The 17,087-nt window shown below is 42.5% G+C and carries 17 protein-coding genes; 7 read left to right on the top strand and 10 right to left on the bottom strand.

What is annotated here, in order from left to right; translation table 11 throughout:
* Nucleotides 1–4 precede the first annotated feature (4 nt).
* Together hslU and J8Z28_RS02440 are read left to right on the top strand one after the other, a co-directional pair.
* Entirely contained in the window at nt 5–1,333 is a 1,329-nt protein-coding gene (hslU, locus tag J8Z28_RS02445) for an ATP-dependent protease ATPase subunit HslU (RefSeq protein WP_063530072.1), read from the top strand.
* 76 nt (nt 1,334–1,409) lie between these two features.
* A complete protein-coding gene (locus tag J8Z28_RS02440) occupies nt 1,410–1,784 on the top strand; it encodes a gamma-butyrobetaine hydroxylase family protein (RefSeq protein ID WP_235374154.1) in 375 nt (124 codons plus the stop codon).
* A 91-nt stretch (nt 1,785–1,875) separates the two neighbouring features.
* Here the strand turns inward: J8Z28_RS02440 and J8Z28_RS02435 are convergent, their stop codons facing one another.
* From J8Z28_RS02435 to J8Z28_RS02425, 3 genes are all read right to left on the bottom strand, one after another.
* Nucleotides 1,876–3,756: a methyl-accepting chemotaxis protein gene (locus J8Z28_RS02435; protein ID WP_250659822.1), complete on the bottom strand. Its 1,881-nt coding sequence runs from the start codon at nt 3,754–3,756 to the stop codon at nt 1,876–1,878.
* Between the two features lie 105 nt (nt 3,757–3,861).
* The gene (locus J8Z28_RS02430; protein ID WP_130167264.1) at nt 3,862–4,911 is read right to left on the bottom strand and encodes an MJ1255/VC2487 family glycosyltransferase; all 1,050 of its coding nucleotides are present in this window, start codon (nt 4,909–4,911) and stop codon (nt 3,862–3,864) included.
* Nucleotides 4,908–5,444, bottom strand: a complete 537-nt coding sequence (locus tag J8Z28_RS02425; RefSeq protein WP_250659821.1) for a phosphatase PAP2 family protein — start codon at nt 5,442–5,444, stop codon at nt 4,908–4,910. Before J8Z28_RS02425 ends, J8Z28_RS02430 begins: the two co-directional genes overlap by 4 nt.
* Before the next feature lie 212 nt (nt 5,445–5,656).
* Here J8Z28_RS02425 and rraA point away from each other — a divergent pair, with 212 nt between their 5' ends.
* On the top strand, nt 5,657–6,154 hold the full coding sequence (gene rraA / locus J8Z28_RS02420; protein WP_054552822.1) for a ribonuclease E activity regulator RraA: 498 nt from the start codon (nt 5,657–5,659) through the stop codon (nt 6,152–6,154).
* A gap of 5 nt (nt 6,155–6,159) precedes the next feature.
* Nucleotides 6,160–7,209, top strand: a complete 1,050-nt coding sequence (locus tag J8Z28_RS02415) for a formimidoylglutamase (RefSeq protein ID WP_250659820.1) — start codon at nt 6,160–6,162, stop codon at nt 7,207–7,209.
* Between the two features lie 132 nt (nt 7,210–7,341).
* Here J8Z28_RS02415 and J8Z28_RS02410 read toward each other — a convergent pair whose 3' ends face one another.
* Nucleotides 7,342–9,018 (bottom strand): GGDEF domain-containing phosphodiesterase, encoded by a 1,677-nt coding sequence (locus J8Z28_RS02410; RefSeq protein ID WP_250660368.1) that lies wholly within the window; start codon nt 9,016–9,018, stop codon nt 7,342–7,344.
* A 121-nt stretch (nt 9,019–9,139) separates the two neighbouring features.
* Nucleotides 9,140–10,381, bottom strand: a complete 1,242-nt coding sequence (gene hutI, locus J8Z28_RS02405; protein WP_063530070.1) for an imidazolonepropionase — start codon at nt 10,379–10,381, stop codon at nt 9,140–9,142.
* 142 nt (nt 10,382–10,523) lie between these two features.
* Between hutI and hutC the strand changes: the two genes are divergently transcribed.
* Nucleotides 10,524–11,231, top strand: a complete 708-nt coding sequence (gene hutC, locus J8Z28_RS02400) for a histidine utilization transcriptional repressor HutC (protein WP_175080976.1) — start codon at nt 10,524–10,526, stop codon at nt 11,229–11,231.
* Here the strand turns inward: hutC and J8Z28_RS02395 are convergent, their stop codons facing one another.
* The gene (locus J8Z28_RS02395) at nt 11,232–12,002 is read right to left on the bottom strand and encodes a Rossmann-fold NAD(P)-binding domain-containing protein (RefSeq protein ID WP_250659819.1); all 771 of its coding nucleotides are present in this window, start codon (nt 12,000–12,002) and stop codon (nt 11,232–11,234) included.
* Nucleotides 12,003–12,115: 113 nt separating this feature from the next.
* On the opposite strand from J8Z28_RS02395, the gene J8Z28_RS02390 reads away from it, so the two are divergent.
* Nucleotides 12,116–14,140: a methyl-accepting chemotaxis protein gene (locus tag J8Z28_RS02390; RefSeq protein ID WP_175083213.1), complete on the top strand. Its 2,025-nt coding sequence runs from the start codon at nt 12,116–12,118 to the stop codon at nt 14,138–14,140.
* Here J8Z28_RS02390 and J8Z28_RS02385 read toward each other — a convergent pair.
* The 3 genes from J8Z28_RS02385 to J8Z28_RS02375 all read right to left on the bottom strand — a co-directional run bounded on the left by J8Z28_RS02385 (nt 14,125) and on the right by J8Z28_RS02375 (nt 15,370).
* Nucleotides 14,125–14,334: a hypothetical protein gene (locus J8Z28_RS02385; RefSeq protein ID WP_054563317.1), complete on the bottom strand. Its 210-nt coding sequence runs from the start codon at nt 14,332–14,334 to the stop codon at nt 14,125–14,127. The two genes, J8Z28_RS02390 and J8Z28_RS02385, sit on opposite strands and share 16 nt — an antisense overlap.
* Nucleotides 14,335–14,587: 253 nt before the next feature.
* Entirely contained in the window at nt 14,588–14,746 is a 159-nt protein-coding gene (locus J8Z28_RS02380; RefSeq protein WP_064971745.1) for a YqaE/Pmp3 family membrane protein, read from the bottom strand.
* Nucleotides 14,747–14,803: 57 nt separating this feature from the next.
* Nucleotides 14,804–15,370 (bottom strand): BON domain-containing protein, encoded by a 567-nt coding sequence (locus J8Z28_RS02375; RefSeq protein ID WP_250659818.1) that lies wholly within the window; start codon nt 15,368–15,370, stop codon nt 14,804–14,806.
* A gap of 330 nt (nt 15,371–15,700) precedes the next feature.
* Between J8Z28_RS02375 and J8Z28_RS02370 the strand changes: the two genes are divergently transcribed.
* Nucleotides 15,701–16,360 carry a LiaF domain-containing protein gene (locus tag J8Z28_RS02370; protein ID WP_055197475.1) on the top strand — a complete coding sequence of 220 codons (660 nt, stop codon included), beginning with the start codon at nt 15,701–15,703 and terminating at the stop codon, nt 16,358–16,360.
* A gap of 249 nt (nt 16,361–16,609) precedes the next feature.
* On the opposite strand, the gene J8Z28_RS02365 is transcribed toward J8Z28_RS02370, so the two are convergent.
* Nucleotides 16,610–17,026: a VOC family protein gene (locus tag J8Z28_RS02365; protein WP_250659817.1), complete on the bottom strand. Its 417-nt coding sequence runs from the start codon at nt 17,024–17,026 to the stop codon at nt 16,610–16,612.
* Between the last annotated feature and the right edge of the window lie 61 nt (nt 17,027–17,087).

The following is a 17,087-nucleotide window of genomic DNA, read 5'->3' as shown; positions in this document are numbered from 1 at the left end:
TGCCATGTCTGAGATGACGCCAAGAGAAATCGTTCACGAGCTTGATCAACATATTATTGGCCAAGCTAAAGCTAAAAAAGCAGTTTCAATCGCGCTACGTAACCGCTGGCGCCGTATGCAACTGAGCGATGATTTACGTAGTGAAGTAACACCAAAAAACATTTTAATGATTGGCCCAACAGGTGTGGGTAAAACTGAAATTGCTCGCCGCCTAGCTAAACTTGCTAATGCGCCTTTCATTAAAGTTGAAGCAACAAAGTTCACCGAAGTGGGCTATGTTGGTAAAGAAGTAGAAACGATCATCCGCGATTTAGTTGATATCTCAATTAAAATGACGCGTGAACAGCAAACCAAAAAATTCAAACATCGCGCTGAAGAAGCGGCAGAAGAGCGTATTTTAGATGCTCTTTTACCACCAGCACGCGATACCTTTGGTGAGTCAAAAACAGAAGAGAACTCTTCTACTCGTCAATCTTTCCGTAAAAAATTACGAGAAGGTCAGTTAGACGATAAAGAAATTGATATCGATGTTGCACAAGCTCAGCCAAATGTTGAGATCATGGCTCCTCCTGGTATGGAAGAAATGACCAACCAGCTTCAGAGCATGTTCCAAAACATGGGTGGCGATAAGCGCAGCAAGCGTAAGCTAAAAATCAAAGAAGCATTTAAGCTATTAGTTGAAGAAGAAGCAGCAAAACTTGTTAACCCTGAAGAGTTAAAAGAGCAAGCTATCTTCGCAGTAGAGCAAAACGGTATCGTGTTTATCGATGAGATCGATAAAATCTGTAAACGTGGTGAAGCGTCTGGCCCAGATGTTAGCCGTGAAGGTGTACAGCGCGACTTACTACCATTAATCGAAGGTTCAACAGTAAGCACTAAACATGGCATGGTTAAAACTGACCACATGTTATTTATCGCATCTGGCGCATTCCAAATGTCTAAACCATCAGACATGATCCCTGAGCTGCAAGGCCGTTTACCAATTCGCGTTGAGCTTGAAGCACTAAGTGCTGATGACTTTAAACGTATCTTAACTGAGCCTCATGCTTCATTAACTGAGCAACAACGTGAGCTGTTAAAAACAGAGCAAGTTGACGTTGAGTTTACTGATGATGCCATTGAACGTATCGCGAAAGCGGCTTGGCAAGTAAATGAGAAAACCGAAAACATCGGTGCCCGTCGCTTGCACACAGTGATGGAAAAACTAATGGAAGAAATTTCATTTGATGCTTCAGAAAAAGCAGGTTCAACACTAACAATTGATGCCAATTACGTTGAGCAGCATTTAGGTGCACTTGTTGAAGATGAAGACTTAAGTCGCTTCATTCTTTAATCAACAAATTAGCGTTATAATCTAAAGCCTCCAGTTGGAGGCTTTTTAGTTTATAAATCGTAGATTCGAGGCTCACATGAAAGAAGTCACTAAAGTGCATTATCACAGCGTTAGCAAAGTATTAGATGTTCATTTTGATGATCAGACTATTGCTCAATTTAGTGCTGAATTTTTGCGTGTTCACTCACCTTCTGCTGAAGTACAAGGTCATGGCAATGAACCTATGAAACTCGTACTTGGTAAGCAACAAGTAGGAATTAACAAGATTGAGCCGGTTGGTCATTATGCGATTAGACTGGTGTTTAGCGATAATCATAATAGCGGTTTATTCAGCTGGCACTATTTAAGTGAGCTGCAAGCTAACCATGATGAGCTTTGGCAGCAATACCAAACGAGAGTCTCTGAGCACGAGGCTAGCAAAGACAGCGTGCCTATTAAGTTTGTGCCTTAATACCTTGTCGCGGTATACACACCCAAACAACAAAAAAGCGCGATGACGACACCGTCACCGCGCTCTATTTATATAAAGTATCAAGTACTCATTAAACTTTAAACTTATCGATTGCCTGGTAGAGCACACGTGCTTGCTCAGACACCTCTTCGCTGGTTTGCGCATTAGTCGCCGCGTGGCCCGATGCCTCTTGAGCTATATCACGAATACGTACCACGTTTTTATTCACCTCAGAAGCCACTTGGCTTTGCTCATCAATTGCGGTGGCTATGTGAGTACTCATATCCATAATGGTTTGTACATCTTCGGTAATTGAGCGAAGTAACTCACCGGCTTTACTTGCCTGTGCTGCACTTTCGCCACCTTGCGTACGACATTGCTGCATAATACTCACCACTTCTTGCGTACGCCCTTGTAAGGTCGAAATGATACTCTCGATCTCTTGCGTTGAATCTTGGGTACGCTGCGCAAGTGAGCGAACTTCATCTGCTACTACCGCAAAGCCACGGCCTTGTTCACCGGCACGCGCCGCTTCAATGGCGGCATTGAGTGCCAGTAAGTTTGTTTGCTCAGCGATGCCACGAATAACATCAAGTACAGAGCCAATGGTTTCAGCGTCTTTTTCTAACTGCGACACCACGCTTGACGCATTACCAAGTGAATCAGATAAGTGGTTAATTTGCACCACAGTAGATTCAACCTCAGAGCCGCCTTGCTGCGCACTTAAGTTAGTCGACTCAGCTTTTTTCGCTGCAGCTTCAGTATTGTGTGAGATATCTTGAATCGTCGCCTGCATTTCGGTGGCAGCTGTGGCAACCATATCAGCTTCGTGCAGCTGCTCTTGCATACCTGAGCTAGTTGCTGCAGTCGTTTCAGATAAATGTTCTGTTGCCACGTTAAGAGTACTTAGCGCTGTATTTACCTCGTAAATCAGCTTTTTAAAATCACTGATCAAGCTATTAAAATCAACCGTCATTGTGGTGATTTCATCTTTACCTGATTGAGTAATCGACATGCTTAAGTCGTTATTGCGACGAATCTCGTTAATCGTGTGGTACACACGTTCGATAGGCTGAATAATTGAGCGGCTAGTAAAGTAAACTAATAGCATCACTAAAATGCTCGCAATTATAAACACAAGAATGGCAATCAACTGCGCACTAGCAGCACTCGATTCTACAAACTCTTTAGTTTGTGTGGTTAACTGATTAACGATAGCATCACTAAGCTCAACACTGCGTTTCATCTCACCGAGTGCCCCTGATTCTAAATCAAGGCCCAAAGCAACTTGTGCATCAACTAAGGCTTTAAATTTACTTTGATAAGTCGCAAGCAAACTAAGCAATTGGTTTTCGTAATTTGCATCAAAGCCAGCGTTTTTAATCTCTGATCTAAAGCTAGCAACTAAATCATCAAACTTGCCCATATACTTTAAATCAAAGCGCAGCATAAAGTCTTTTTCTGCACGGCGAAGCTGAAGCATTAAAGCCAGTAGTTTATAGTTTTCGCGTTCACTTAATAATGTTTCTACTTGATGCACCGCACCACGTAAATCACCATAAAGTGCATCTTTAGGATGTAAACCAATTTTCTTTTGTAGTACCACAACTTCATTGAAATCATCGTAATAAGTTTTCGCAAGGCGTCTAAATTCATTTAGCTTAGATGAGTCCATCGACAAATCTTTCACTAACTCGTCCAGTCGCGCCATTTTATTTTTTAGCTGCGAATACTCTTTTTCAAAAAGCTCAAGGCTATCGACATTTTTGTAAAACAAAAAGTTTTTTTCATGTTTACGCATCGCAAGTTCATGAATGTCGAGCTCCTCCGCATTTTGAATTGTTTCGTTGAGCTTTAGCATCATGCGCGACTCAAAGATAATTACACACAGCATCACAATCATTGCAAGACCAACAACGAGCGCGTTTAACTGTAAACGACGCTTAATAGTTAAGTTTTGTAATACATTCATTCAAAGTGCCTTATAGAAACATGCATTTAAAGTATAGCTAAACTATTTAAAGCAGCTAATAAAAAGTGGTTAAACTTGCCGCGCATTTTCCAATATAAGGTACTTTTAAACAATCAGTTTTTGTTCTAAATCAACCTGTTGCCATAGATGTTTATGCAATTTATCCAGCTTTTCCCATTGTTTTTTTTGCAACCAATCAACCAAAGGTGCTGGATCGCTCGGAAAATTCAGTTTTTTGTTCTGTGGCGATTGCAACCAATCATCCATCGCATTGGGGTTTAAATAGCTCATCACATGGGCTGCTCCCATCGACAATAGCGTCTGTGCATTAATCCCCTGCTCAAATTGTTTACCAAGTGGTTTTAACAAAAGCTTTTTACCTAATTGCAACGCTTCACTTGCAAGTTCAAATCCGGCGTTGCCAATTACACCACCAGCATTAGCGAGATCATTTAAAAAGCCAACGCGTGAAGGCGCTCTTAGATGAATATTACCGATAGAGCAATCTTGGGCATCTGGGTGATAACAGTAAAACTCACGCTCAGGAAAGTCTTTAAGATAGTCGACCACACTGTCTAAATTCTCAAAAGGTAGATACACCAACACCTTATTTTCGACCATCACCGGGTTATCATGGTGATGATTTGCAATAAATGGCGGAATGATGTTTTCTGCATAAGGCTGCCAATGCACCCCTAAATAAACACTCGCTGGCGCATAGTTACGGATCAGCGCACGGCGGAAGAAAGCGCGGCCAAACATCGGCACTTTATCAGATAAAAACGCCGCTTGATGGCTCATACCAATAACAGGGATACCTTGCTGTTTAGCAGCCCATGCTGTAATCGGCTCAAAGTCATTAAACACCAAGTCATAGTGACGTAAATCAAGATTTTTTATATCTTTTATAAGCTGCAATGGGCGCGCATTTTTCAACGTTTTAAAGCTATCAACTTGCCCCGATTTACTGGTAAACGACAAGCCTCGAAAAGCTCGGTAATCAGCAAAATCGTCCATATCAAAGTAGTCTTGCTCTTTACGACCCGAAAACACATAGTCAACATCGACTCCTAATGCTTTAAAGGTCGTTGCCATTACTCGTGCTCGAGTAATATGGCCATTACCCGTACCTTGAATACCGTACAAAATTCTCATATAGATCCCACCAACATTACAGCTAATACTGCACAACTTGACCCCATCACTGCGCCAATCACCACATCAGCAGGGTAATGCACACCAATAATCACTCTAGATGCCGCCACCCCTGATGCCCACATCAGCCACAGCACAGCCAATTCAGGAAAATAGATAGTCAAAATCGTCGCCACCACAAATGCCCCAGCACTATGCCCCGACGGTAAGCTAAATTGGTCGCTCGGCACCAAATACGCGCCTTGCACTAAGCAGTCGCAGGGTCTAACCCGCGCGATACGCTTTTTAGCTAAAAAGTAAATAGGTCGCTCAATGGCAAAGCCCACCAATATACTCATCGCCAGTTGTTGAAAGTGCAGCTGCTCGGTGAACCACCAAAAACCAAGAAACAACACCACGTAAAGTCCGCCATCGCCGCTTTTCGAAAACCCGAGCGCTGATCTTCTAAGCCAAATTGGCGAAGCGTCGTTGAATACACTTAAAAACAGCTGTTCATCCACTTTAGCCAATTTAGTAAGTATGTTGTTTGCCATGGTGAGCTCCTTGTCATACTTTGCGTCTAATTTTTATACTCATCTCAGCTTAGGCGCTAAAAATAACAATTAGGTGACGCTTTTGAGACACTAATGTTGCGATGGCGAAATTCCTTTGATTTAAACCAATAATCCGCTATTAAGTCGTTGTTATTGAGTTGTATCAGGGTATACTGAGTACTAAACAGACAGTCTCTTTAGAGGATGAAAAAATGGATTACAGCACTTCTGATTTATGCGACCACTTTGCAGATGTGGTTGATGTGCTCGAACCAATGTTTATCAATTTTGGTGGACGCCCAAGCTTTAGTGGTCGAGTAAAAACCGTTAAATGCTTTGAAAATAACGAGCTGATCCGCGAAATTTTATCAACCGATGGCACCGACAGCGTGTTATTGATTGATGGTGGTGGTTCAACCCGACGCGCCCTGATTGATATAGAGCTGGCTGAAATCGCATTAGAAAACAACTGGCAAGGCATTATTGTTTACGGTGCCATTCGCCATGTTGATGAGCTTGAAGAACTAGACTTAGGCATTCAAGCAATTGCGTCTATTCCTGTTGCTGCCGATAGTGAAGGCGCAGGTGAAGACGGCATTGGCGTTAACTTCGCAGGCGTATCTTTCTTTGATGACGACTTTGTTTACGCTGATAGCACCGGTATTATATTATCTGCTGAAGAATTAGAGTTAGAAATAATAGAAGACTAATCTCGGTGACAAACTACCTTAAAATTTATGATGAAGCGGCGGTAAAGCACTTATGTGTCCGCCGCGCTAACGAACTAAAAGCTTGGCAAGCCCTTGCCCTTCTCGACACTCAAGTTAACGCCCCACAAGCACTCATCGATGCAAAACAATTCGGTATTCGCTATGTTTTAGTTGGCGTATGTGAAGATATTGGCCCTCGCGCTAACTTAGGTAACGGTGGCTCAGGGCAAGCGTGGCAAGCATTTTTAAAGCGCTTTTTAAACCAAACGCATAACCAGTTTTTAAATCACGAGCGTGTGTTGCTACTCGGCGAAGTTGCCCTTGATGACTTAAACCAACAAGCTGCTGACCTTGATAATAAAAACGACGCTGACTTAACCAAACTACGTGAATTGTGCGCTGATATAGACACCCGCGTTGAGCAAGTGCTTGCGATGATTTTTGCAGCTGGCCTTGAGCCAATTGTAATTGGTGGCGGCCATAACAACTGCTTAGGTATTTTACGCGCCCTTAGTAAGCAACATGGCAAACCAGTCAACGCCATCAACTTAGACCCTCATGCTGACTTCAGAGAGTGTGAAGGCCGTCATAGCGGTAATGGTTTTAGATATGCGTACAGTGAAAACCACCTTGCTGACTACCATGTGATGGGTTTACACGAATTTAAAAATAACCAAGCGATTATGGATGCCCTGACAAACGCAGACTTCACGTTTGATAGTTACCAAGATATTCAAGTACGTCGTAAAGTCGATTTATCTTCAGCGTGTCAACACGCATTAGCGCAGTTTGATAATGCACCGCTTGGAGTCGAAGTCGACCTAGACAGCATCTCACTAATGCCGGTTAGTGCTTACACCAACTGTGGCTTTAGTGTAAGTGATGCAGAACATTTTGTGCATTTAGCGGCTAGCCAAACAACTGCTCGCTACCTTCACTTATGCGAAGGCGCCCCGTCGCAACACCCGGTTGGTTTAGAAGCAGGCATGAACGACGCTGGCCAAATAATCACTGCTCTTGTGAATGCGTATTTGCAGGCGAGAGAGGCAAGTTAGAAAGTTAGAAAGTTAGAAAGTTAGAAAGTTAGAAACTCTAAAATACCTAGTATCTAAGTCAAGGAACTCGCTAACTTTCAACCTGAAAGCTGAAAGCTCTAACTTTACTCTTTCCCCTAGTAACTTGCTAACTTACCCCTGATGCTCTAACCGCCACTGTTTTAACCACGACATCATGCCTACGCTGCTAAGCGGGTAATTAAAGTAATAACCCTGGGCGGCGTAGGTGTTCAACGACTTAACAAATTTAAGTTGCTCTAGGGTTTCTACCCCTTCACAAATCACCTTGGCATTATTTTGATTATGCATATCCACCATGCCAGAGACTAGGCTACGAACTTGGCTTTGATGGGCAAAATCAGCGGTCAACGATGCTGCTACTTTAATATACTCAACATTAAGATTTGGCAGCTTAGCAAGCCAAATAGGCGTGTCGCCAAAGCCATCAATACACAGCTTAATACCAATGCTATTTAGCCTTGCGACCATGGCTTTACCTTGGTCGTCTAGGCTCATAAATAGATCGAGCGGGCATTCAATGATTAAATCGCCCGGCTCTAAGCGGTGTTCATTCATAATGCGGTCAACAAATTCAATGAACTCTTCGTGCAGCATTTCTGGACCAAACACGTTAATACTAAGTGGTAGTTCAATGCCTTCCATACGCAGTGCCATAGCAAGCTCAGCAGCACGTTCAATAACATACGCTGCCACAGGGTAACTTAGGCCAGCGACACGAATATCATCAATAAATTTGTTAGCCGAAAGAATGCCTTGTTTTGGATGCTGCCAACGTAGCAGTAATTCTAAAAACTCAATCTGCTCGTCGCTATTACGAATAACTGGCTGAAAATAAAGCTCAAGTTCGCTGGCAAAATCGAGGTGTGCTAATTCACGTAGGCGTGCTTGTTGCTCTAATTGCTCGATCATCATTTGCGGGTGGTAAGGCACAATTTCTCGCTCTGGGTTTGAATCAAGGGCAAGGTTGGCAAATGAAATTAAGTTCTCGAAGCTGTATTCTGGTTCGTCACAATTCACATAACTGGCGCGCACTTTAACTTCAATCGTACAGTTAGCAACATTGAATGGCTTTAATGTTACTTGCCTGATTTGGCTGATCAGCTGCTCATGAAGATGTTTTTGCTCTTCGAGTGAGCAAATAAACGCAAAGTTTAAGCCCCCTAAATGCGCTAATTTTTCAGTATTTGCGGTGTTACTTACCATACTCAGCACAGCATCAACACTGAGTTGCTGTTTAATACGTGTGGCCGATTGCGCTAATAATAAATCACCAAAGTCACGACCAATATGCTGGTTAACATCGTTAAAGCCTTCAAGGCGGATCATCACTAGTGCACAATTTGCTGAGTGCTCTTGGGTCCATGCAACAAAGCTATTTCTGAGTGCATTACGATCAGGTAAACCTGTCAGTGGAGCGGCATCTAAATCATCGTTATGGAGCGGTTCTACTTCAACCTGCTCATCTTCTTCGGGCTCTTCGTAATTAAAAAAGCCTGAAACAGATAAAATAACTACCGAGAAAACAAGCCAATATAAGGCTGTGTCGAGTAATAGGTGGGCAGAGTATAAAACCGCGAACGAAATTGCGGCAGAGACACTCAATATTATGGCAAGCCAATTAGTGGTGCGAAATGCTTGCCATAAATGAAAACATAAAGCTAAAGCAAGTAAGATCACCAGCCAAGGTAATCCTAAGCTTAAAATAGCTAAACCTAGTACGCCATTAACGACTAGGCTTAGTCTTAAAATAGGGTTTTGGGTTACGCATAGGGCACAGATCATTGCCATAAAAACGCTACCAGCTAAAAACACTGGCACTACATCACTTGTTAAATTTACGAGTTGCGTGCTACTACTCGCTAAACTAAAAATCAATGACATGTAATCCAAACTGCGTAATAAAACTTATCTAACTAAGTCTACCCAAAATCCACAGATTTAACAGTTTATTTACGCCGAATTGGTAACTTAATTGTGCTGGGTGGGATATTTGCCAATGAGCAATATCAGCACGAGCCCCCACTTTTAACACACCACGATCGTCAAGACCTAACGCACCCGCGGCGTTTCGTGTTACACCAGCTAATGCTTGCTCTGGTGTCATACGGAAAATAGTGCACGCCATATTCATCATTAAGTGCAATGAACATAATGGTGAAGTTCCAGGGTTAAAGTCAGTTGAAATGGCGATCGGAACTTGGTACTGCTGCAGTAGTTCAATTGGCGGATACTTTGTTTCGCGTAAAAAGTAAAATGCACCTGGTAACAATACCGCTGCAGTGCCCGCTTTGGCCATAGCTTGAATGCCAGCTTCATCTAAGTGTTCAATATGATCTGCCGATAAGCCATTAAATTCGGCAACAAGCTCTGCGCCATGTTGATTAGATAACTGCTCGGCATGCAACTTAACTGGTAAGTTGTGCTTTTTAGCCGCTTCAAACACACGGCGAGTTTGCTCGTTGCTAAAGCCAACGTTTTCACAAAAAGCATCAACGGCATCAGCTAAATCAGCTTCAACAACACGGTCAAGCATCTCACCGCAAACCAAATCAATGTACTCATCACTACGGCCTTTATATTCAGGCGGTAATGCATGAGCACCTAAAAACGTGGTTTTAACATCAACCGGGTGGTTCTCACCGAGTAAACGAGCTACTTCGAGTAGTTTAATTTCATTTTCGCAATCAAGACCATAGCCTGATTTGACCTCGACAGTCGTCACGCCTTCTGCGTATAACGCATTTAAGCGCTCTTTAGCACTAACAAACAGTGTTTCGTGGTCGGCTTCGCGGGTTGCACGTACGGTGCTTGCAATGCCACCACCATTTGCAGCGATTTGTTCGTAGCTAACACCTTGCAAACGCTGCTCAAATTCTTCTGCGCGACTACCGGCAAACACTAAGTGAGTGTGACAATCAATCAACCCAGGTGTTAACCACTGCCCTTTTGCAGATACAGTTGGCGTTGCTAACGCGTCAAATTTAGGTAAATCGGTTTGTGCACCTAACCAGGCAATTTTGCCATCTTTAACGGCAATCGCTGCATTTTCAATGGCGCCGTACGGTGCATCAACAGCAGGATCCATTGTGGCGATATTGGCATCTGTGATCAGTAAATCCCAGAGCGCTTGATCATTGTTGGTTGTGTGCATTTTTCACCTATCTTGATGCTTGCTAAAGGCTCAGTATGAGCCTAAATTTAAATTTGCTTAAAGTTTATCAACTCATCTTGTATATACAAGGAAATTATGTCACCTTGTAACACACTGTTAACTTATAAATAAACTTTTCATAATGAGCGTCCCTAAGTTTGCGCAAATAAAAGAATTCATTCTGGAAAATATACAATCGGGAGAATGGCAAGAGAACGACCGTGTCCCTTCAGAAAACGAACTCACCAGTCAATTTCAAGTTAGCCGTATGACAGCTAGGCGCGCGCTCAGTGAGTTAACCGATGCCGGTATTTTAACCCGCAGCCAAGGGCAAGGTACTTTTGTTGCCAGCTTCAAATCACAATCATCGTTACTAGAAATCAAAAACATTGCCGATGAAGTTAAAGCGCGCAACAGCAATTACAGTTGTACGATTTTAGTGATGGAGTCAATCAGCGCTATTGCCCCCATCGCGATAGCTTTGGGTGTCGAGGTCGACAGCCATGTTTATCGAAGTGTGATTGTGCACAATGAAAACGAGCAACCTCTGCAAGTTGAGGAGCGTTTTGTGAACCCCGCTCTTGCTAAAGACTACTTACAACAAGATTTTCACAGCCTAACACCCCACGAATACTTATCGAAAAACGCTCCGCTCACTGAGGCTCGCCACACGGTCGAAGCAATTATGCCCAATCAAGAAATGTGTGAATGGCTCAACCTGTACAACGAAGAGCCATGCTTACAAGTGATCCGCCGAACCTGGTCATCGCAAGGTATTGTAAGCTTTGCGCGCTTAGTCTCACCGGGTAGTAAATACCGACTAGGCGGCCATCTTACTTTTAAAAAGTAGCTAAATAGGCGCTTGATAACGAAAATTAAGTGACTCAATCGCCGAGCCATCAATGATACGCTCGCCTTTATCATGGCTAGTAAATGTTGGAGGCTGATTACCCTGCTCAGCGCATTTTTGTTGGTAGTAATCTGCTTTTGTAGGATGCGCAGGATTAACCACATTATAAATGCTGCTCGCGCTTGACCAGTTTTCAATTACAGAAAAAATCGCCGCTATCACATCTTGCTGCTGTACCATGTTTACCACTTGCTGACTTGAGCTAGACAGCTCTTTACCTGCAACAAACTTACCCGGGTCGCGCCCAGGACCAACAAGGCCCGCTAAACGCAATACTTTACCACCGGCATTGAGCACTAACTGCTCAGCATCAAATAGCAGTTGCTGGCGCGCTGATTGGCAATTAATTGTTGTGCTTTCGTCGTAATGACCATTGTCAGTTGGGTAAACACCCGTCGAAGAACATAAAATAAAGCCTTTACAATTTAGTTGCTTGGCAAGCTCAAGCCCTGCTTGCAAAGTAGCTAAATAATTACTTTCTGAGCTGCGACTACGCGGCGGAATTGCACACACCCACCATGCATCTTCAAGTGAAACATCGTGTTTAAGCACTGTACCTTCAAACGCAACCTGGCGCTGAAAGTCATGTTCGTGCTCGCTACTACGGTGTGTACCCTGCACTTGCCATGCTAATTTTTTTGCCTCAACACAAAGCGCACTACCAAGCCAACCTGCACCTAAAACGACTAGTTTATTATTTTCAGAACTCATTTATCTAACTACCTCTTAGAATTTATTATTAACGTTCGCTTAACGGTGTAGCGATTTGGGTGCAAATATGATTAGATAGATAACTCTACCCGATAATAAAAACACGTGCACCTATGTTAAATAACCTCTCTTTACGTAAAAAAATATTACTACTCATCGGCGGGACGATAAGTGTACTACTGATCATCGCGTCTAGTTTTTTTGTTAGCCATATTGCTGATCTATCGCGCCAAGCTATTCAACGCGAAGCCGACAGCTATTTACAGAGTGAGCGACTTTCAATGCAAGGTTACTTTGCCAAATACGGTAAAGTGGTTCAAACCTTCATTACAAATCCGCATTTAGTGAATTGGTTCGACAATTGGACTGAACGTGATCAAAGCCTTGATAACCAACCTGGATACGACAGCGTTAATCAAGATTTTGTGCGTATCAGTGGCAACGATGACAACATCTTATCTGCCTTCTTTGCATCTGCAACAACAGGTGAGTACTTTAAAGAAAACGAGCGAACCACTCATTATAATGGCCAACCTTACTACGCTTACAAACGTGGTTGGTGGCAAGATGCTTTAAAGATCAACAAGCTTTATGTTGGTCCTATTTCTGTAGATTTAACCACAGGTAATGCCTCTGCAGTTGTGCAACAGCCTGTTTATAAGCAAAACAAACTAATAGGCTTTGGTGGTGTCGATTTACAGCTAAACAACATCAACGACATGGTTGAAGAAATTCGCTTTAATGGCCAAGGCTTTGGTTTCTTACTTGATGGCAATCAAAAGGTTGTGCACTTATCTAAGCGCACTGGCCACAAGCTATCTGTGACTGACGAAGGTCCGAATGGCAAAGAAGGCCTAGATGCCCTCGAAAAACAATTTAGCGACACATCAGGCTTTAGCGAATTAAACCGCGCGATGAAAAGCCAAAAAGATGGCAGCAGCTTTGTTACTTTCAAAGGTGAGCAATATTACGTTGTATACAACCGCCTTGAGCTAGAAACCCCTTACCTTGATTGGTACGTGGGTATTTTAATTCCAACAAGTATGATTGATGAGCCAGTAAATGATGCGGTGATGACAACCACAACCTCTGTGATCATCATTCTTGCGATTATCATTGCGATGATCTTCTGGGCCACGCAAATGATCACCAAGCCGCTGACTAAGCTAACTTACATTATGCGTGATATCGCATCAGGTGATGGCGATTTAACACAAAAAATCGAAATCAAGAGTAATGATGAAGTGGGCCAACTTGCTCATCACATGAATACCTTCATCGATAAACTTCGTGCAATGATGCTTAATACTGCTGCGCAGGCCGAGCAACTTAGCCAAGCTGCAAGCCAATTGAAAATTGTATCGCAAAAAACCAACGATGAAATTCAGCAAGAAAAGCAACAAGTTGATAGTGTAAGTGCGGCGGTAACCGAAATGGCGTCTACTGTGATGGAAATCTCGCGCAATGCTCAGCACACTAATAATGCAGCTGAAGAAGTGCAAACCATTACCGTTGACGGTACGAAACGTTCAACTCAAGCTCAATCAGTGATGACCGCTCTGGCGAGTCACATCGGTGAAGCGTCTAAAGTGGTTGCGGGTCTTGAGCAAGAAAGTGGCAATATCGGCGCGGTGGTTGATGTTATCAACTCAATAGCAGAGCAAACCAACTTACTCGCACTAAACGCGGCGATAGAAGCAGCCCGTGCTGGCGAGCAAGGTCGAGGCTTCGCAGTTGTTGCTGATGAAGTTCGTTCACTGGCAAGCAGAACCCAAGAATCTACTGATGATATTCGCAACATGATCAGCCGTTTACAGCAAATTGCCCAACAAGCATCGACTATGATGCAACAAGGTCAAGAGCGTGCTGAAGGCTCAGTTGAGCAAACACAAATTGTATTGCAAGCTCTACAAGATATCGCCCAATCTGTGACAAATGTGCAAGATCAAAGTCATCAAATTGCGACTTCGACTGAGCAGCAAACAGTGGTTGCAGAAGATATCAATAATAGCTTGGCAGCGATTAATCATTTAGTGAATAGCACTGCGGATCATGCCCATGAATTGGCGGATGAAGCACGTGATTTGAATGAATTAGCAGCCGCTTTAAATAAAACGGTGAATCAATTTAAGTTATAAAGATAAATTGCTGAAGTAGTTAAAAACCCGATGTCACCTGAAGATGACATCGGGTTTTTATCGTCAGCCTTCCCTGTTAGTCGTGGCGCAACCGCTTTCGCGTGTTCCATAAATTCGTGCCACTGTTGCTTGTTCCATAAAGCAACTCCTTTGTTGGTCAATCCTTGTGTTGGTTGCGTTTGTACTTGTTCCATATAGTCTCCTCCTTACGCTAGCTTCATCCTGTTTGGCTCCTGCCTAAGCTTATTCCTTGCTGTCATCTCCATTCACTTTATCCATAAAGCGTTGCCATTGTGCGCTACTCCATAACGCCTTGTTACTTCCTTGTTGTCCTTTGTGCGTAGTTACATTATCCATACTGTAAACTCCTTGCGGTTTATCGTCCGTTACTCCTACAGCCCATCCTTGCTGTGCTCCATTACCCATCCTTGTAGATTAATGCGGTGATTATCGCTTAGCGATGATATACACAGCATGAATCAAACCTGGAATGTACCCTAATAAGGTTAAAAGAATATTAATCCAGAACTGCGCACCTAAACCTACCTGTAAAAATACGCCGAGAGGTGGAATTAAAACCGATAAAATAATACGTATTAAATCCATGACTCACTCCTTGAAAAATATAAGCCCAGCCAAAGCTGGGCTATATAGGGCTTGCTATTATTCAGCAACAATCGTTAATTCATCGATTACTTTGCGAACATCTTCTGCGTTTTCAGCAATGCTTACTGCTAATTGCTTTTCTGCATCAGACTCAACAGTACCTTTTAGAGTTACCACACCCATGTCAGTATCAACATCGATGTCTGTACCACCTACTTCTGAGTTAAATAAATAACGTGTCGTGATTACAGTACTCATTTTTGCGTCGGTTAAGTCGCTTTCTGCTGAATCAGCTTTGTCTGATTTCATGTGCTTAGCTTTCATGTTTTTAACAACAGTTAGTTCGTTATCAACAGAGCTAACACCGTCTAGGCTAAGAACTAGCTCTTCAGCAAGCTCTTTATCTAATTCGCTATCAACTTTACCTGTAAGTACAACCTTGCCATTAGTTACATCAGTGTTGATGTCAAAGTTGTTAAGGTTTGTGTTCATAAGAAGCACAGTTTCTGCCTTACCATCAATCCAAGCATCTTTACTTTCATTTTCCCAGCTGCTTGCCTGAGCTGACATGCTAGTTGCACCAATTACTAAAGCGGCAATCATAGATTTGTTAAAAGTGTTCATAATCTTTCTCCTTTTGATTAAAGACACTTTTACTAATGCGACTATAATGCCAACTATTTACTTGTTTATTTTCAGTAAGTTAAACACCCATTCAGCAGCTATTTATATTCATTTAGGTAAAGATTTACAAGCTGCTCGGTAAGAAGTTCACGATGTTGCAAAAATGGCCACTTAGTTGCTGATTTTATTAATCTGTGGTTAATTTAACGAAGTTGTTTATTAGCAAAAAAACACAAATCATTGATTTATATAAAAATAAACTTTGGCCTAAGGCTTGCTTCGTAATTAATAACTAAAAAATCACCTTTAAAATCACAACAGGGAACTACCATGGCCGTTAAACTTGAAGATCGCCCAATCGATCAAGTAAGAGAAGAAGTTATTGATCAACTCATTTATAACTACAGTCATGCTGTTATTTCAGCCGAAGCATTTGAACGCCGACTAGACCAGGCAATGGCAGCCACTAGCAACGAAGTACTGGTTGAACTAGTTGCTGATTTAGATCTGAAAGCGGATATTGACTATAAATCGCATAAGCATGCGCAATTTAAACCTCACTATAGCCACAGCAGCGACAACGAAAGCCTGCAGCTTCGTAGTATTCTGGGTTCAAATGAGCGCAGCGGCCAATGGGTAGTACCAAAAGAAATTCACCTAACAAACTGCCTAGGTTCAATCGAACTCGACTTTAGCGAAGCAATTTTCCAACATCAGCATGTCACCATTTACGTGAACTGTATTTTAGGTAACGACGAAATCTACGTACCAGAACATGTAAATGTGGTATCTAAATTATTTAGCGTGATTGGCAGCGTAGAGAATAAATCTGTAGCCTTAAATAAAGGCCAAGGCCCAACTATCACCATTGAAGGTAATGTATGGCTAGGCTCAGTTGAGATTTCAGTTAAACGCACCATGAAAGAAAAGTTCATCAGCTTTGCCAACAGCCTAAAAGCCAGCTGGAAAGAAATGAATAAGGTGCAGTAAAGTTGTGAGGTGCGATTATGTCAATGTAAGTCGTCATTTATGGCGACAAGATATTGCATACGTTTCATCAATGACGCGCTAAAGCACGACCAACAATAGTGCGCGCGAAATAAATTTCACGCCTACATCAACCGTAGGCGTCACGCTTGCTTGGCGCGTCGTACATACAACGCCATTCCATCAATCAATACCTGACCTACAAACAACACAATTCGGCTCAAAACTGACGGCTGAAAGCTGACAGCTCCTTCACAAGTCATTATTCCTCTCACTCGGGATATCACTAAAATACTCTACAAACTCAACTTCAAAACCTGCGGGGTCGATGAAATATACATTTTTACGATAAGGGTTTTCTGGGCCGTGTTTATCAATTTCATAACCAGCCGAAACAAGACGCTCAACTACAGCATTAATATCGTTTGTCACATAAGCAAAATGAGCAAGGCCTACTTGGTGGCCTGCTAAATCACGGTTTTCATCTTCACCGTTATCACTTAATGCAAGATATTGGTAATCATCACCAAAGTGCAGCCATTTACGCGGTTTGCCCGACCATTTGCTATCGCCTTGACTACGCACACGCCAGTGCGGGAATGCTGCTTTATAAAAGTGCAGCATGGCATCAACATTACTAACAACAAGGTTTACGTGCTCTAAATACATGGTAGTTTTCCTTTTTATTTTTAAACTGCCACCAAGATAAAACCTCAAGTTAAGTTTAGGT

The sequence above is a fragment of the Pseudoalteromonas sp. SCSIO 43088 genome (genome assembly GCF_023650795.1).
Classification (GTDB): domain Bacteria; phylum Pseudomonadota; class Gammaproteobacteria; order Enterobacterales; family Alteromonadaceae; genus Pseudoalteromonas; species Pseudoalteromonas shioyasakiensis.
This window is presented reverse-complemented; position numbering and strand designations above follow the sequence as displayed.

What these genes read in the sequence shown, in the direction of transcription:
- hslU (WP_063530072.1), top strand. Translation starts at nt 5, where the DNA reads ATGTCTGAGATGACGCCAAGAGAAATCGTTCACGAGCTTGATCAACAT.
- J8Z28_RS02440 (WP_235374154.1), top strand. Translation starts at nt 1,410, where the DNA reads ATGAAAGAAGTCACTAAAGTGCATTATCACAGCGTTAGCAAAGTATTA.
- J8Z28_RS02435 (WP_250659822.1), bottom strand. Translation starts at nt 3,756, where the DNA reads ATGAATGTATTACAAAACTTAACTATTAAGCGTCGTTTACAGTTAAAC.
- J8Z28_RS02430 (WP_130167264.1), bottom strand. Translation starts at nt 4,911, where the DNA reads ATGAGAATTTTGTACGGTATTCAAGGTACGGGTAATGGCCATATTACT.
- J8Z28_RS02425 (WP_250659821.1), bottom strand. Translation starts at nt 5,444, where the DNA reads ATGGCAAACAACATACTTACTAAATTGGCTAAAGTGGATGAACAGCTG.
- rraA (WP_054552822.1), top strand. Translation starts at nt 5,657, where the DNA reads ATGGATTACAGCACTTCTGATTTATGCGACCACTTTGCAGATGTGGTT.
- J8Z28_RS02410 (WP_250660368.1), bottom strand. Translation starts at nt 9,018, where the DNA reads ATGGCAATGATCTGTGCCCTATGCGTAACCCAAAACCCTATTTTAAGA.
- hutI (WP_063530070.1), bottom strand. Translation starts at nt 10,381, where the DNA reads ATGCACACAACCAACAATGATCAAGCGCTCTGGGATTTACTGATCACA.
- hutC (WP_175080976.1), top strand. Translation starts at nt 10,524, where the DNA reads ATGAGCGTCCCTAAGTTTGCGCAAATAAAAGAATTCATTCTGGAAAAT.
- J8Z28_RS02395 (WP_250659819.1), bottom strand. Translation starts at nt 12,002, where the DNA reads ATGAGTTCTGAAAATAATAAACTAGTCGTTTTAGGTGCAGGTTGGCTT.
- J8Z28_RS02390 (WP_175083213.1), top strand. Translation starts at nt 12,116, where the DNA reads ATGTTAAATAACCTCTCTTTACGTAAAAAAATATTACTACTCATCGGC.
- J8Z28_RS02385 (WP_054563317.1), bottom strand. Translation starts at nt 14,334, where the DNA reads ATGGAACAAGTACAAACGCAACCAACACAAGGATTGACCAACAAAGGA.
- J8Z28_RS02380 (WP_064971745.1), bottom strand. Translation starts at nt 14,746, where the DNA reads ATGGATTTAATACGTATTATTTTATCGGTTTTAATTCCACCTCTCGGC.
- J8Z28_RS02375 (WP_250659818.1), bottom strand. Translation starts at nt 15,370, where the DNA reads ATGAACACTTTTAACAAATCTATGATTGCCGCTTTAGTAATTGGTGCA.
- J8Z28_RS02370 (WP_055197475.1), top strand. Translation starts at nt 15,701, where the DNA reads ATGGCCGTTAAACTTGAAGATCGCCCAATCGATCAAGTAAGAGAAGAA.
- J8Z28_RS02365 (WP_250659817.1), bottom strand. Translation starts at nt 17,026, where the DNA reads ATGTATTTAGAGCACGTAAACCTTGTTGTTAGTAATGTTGATGCCATG.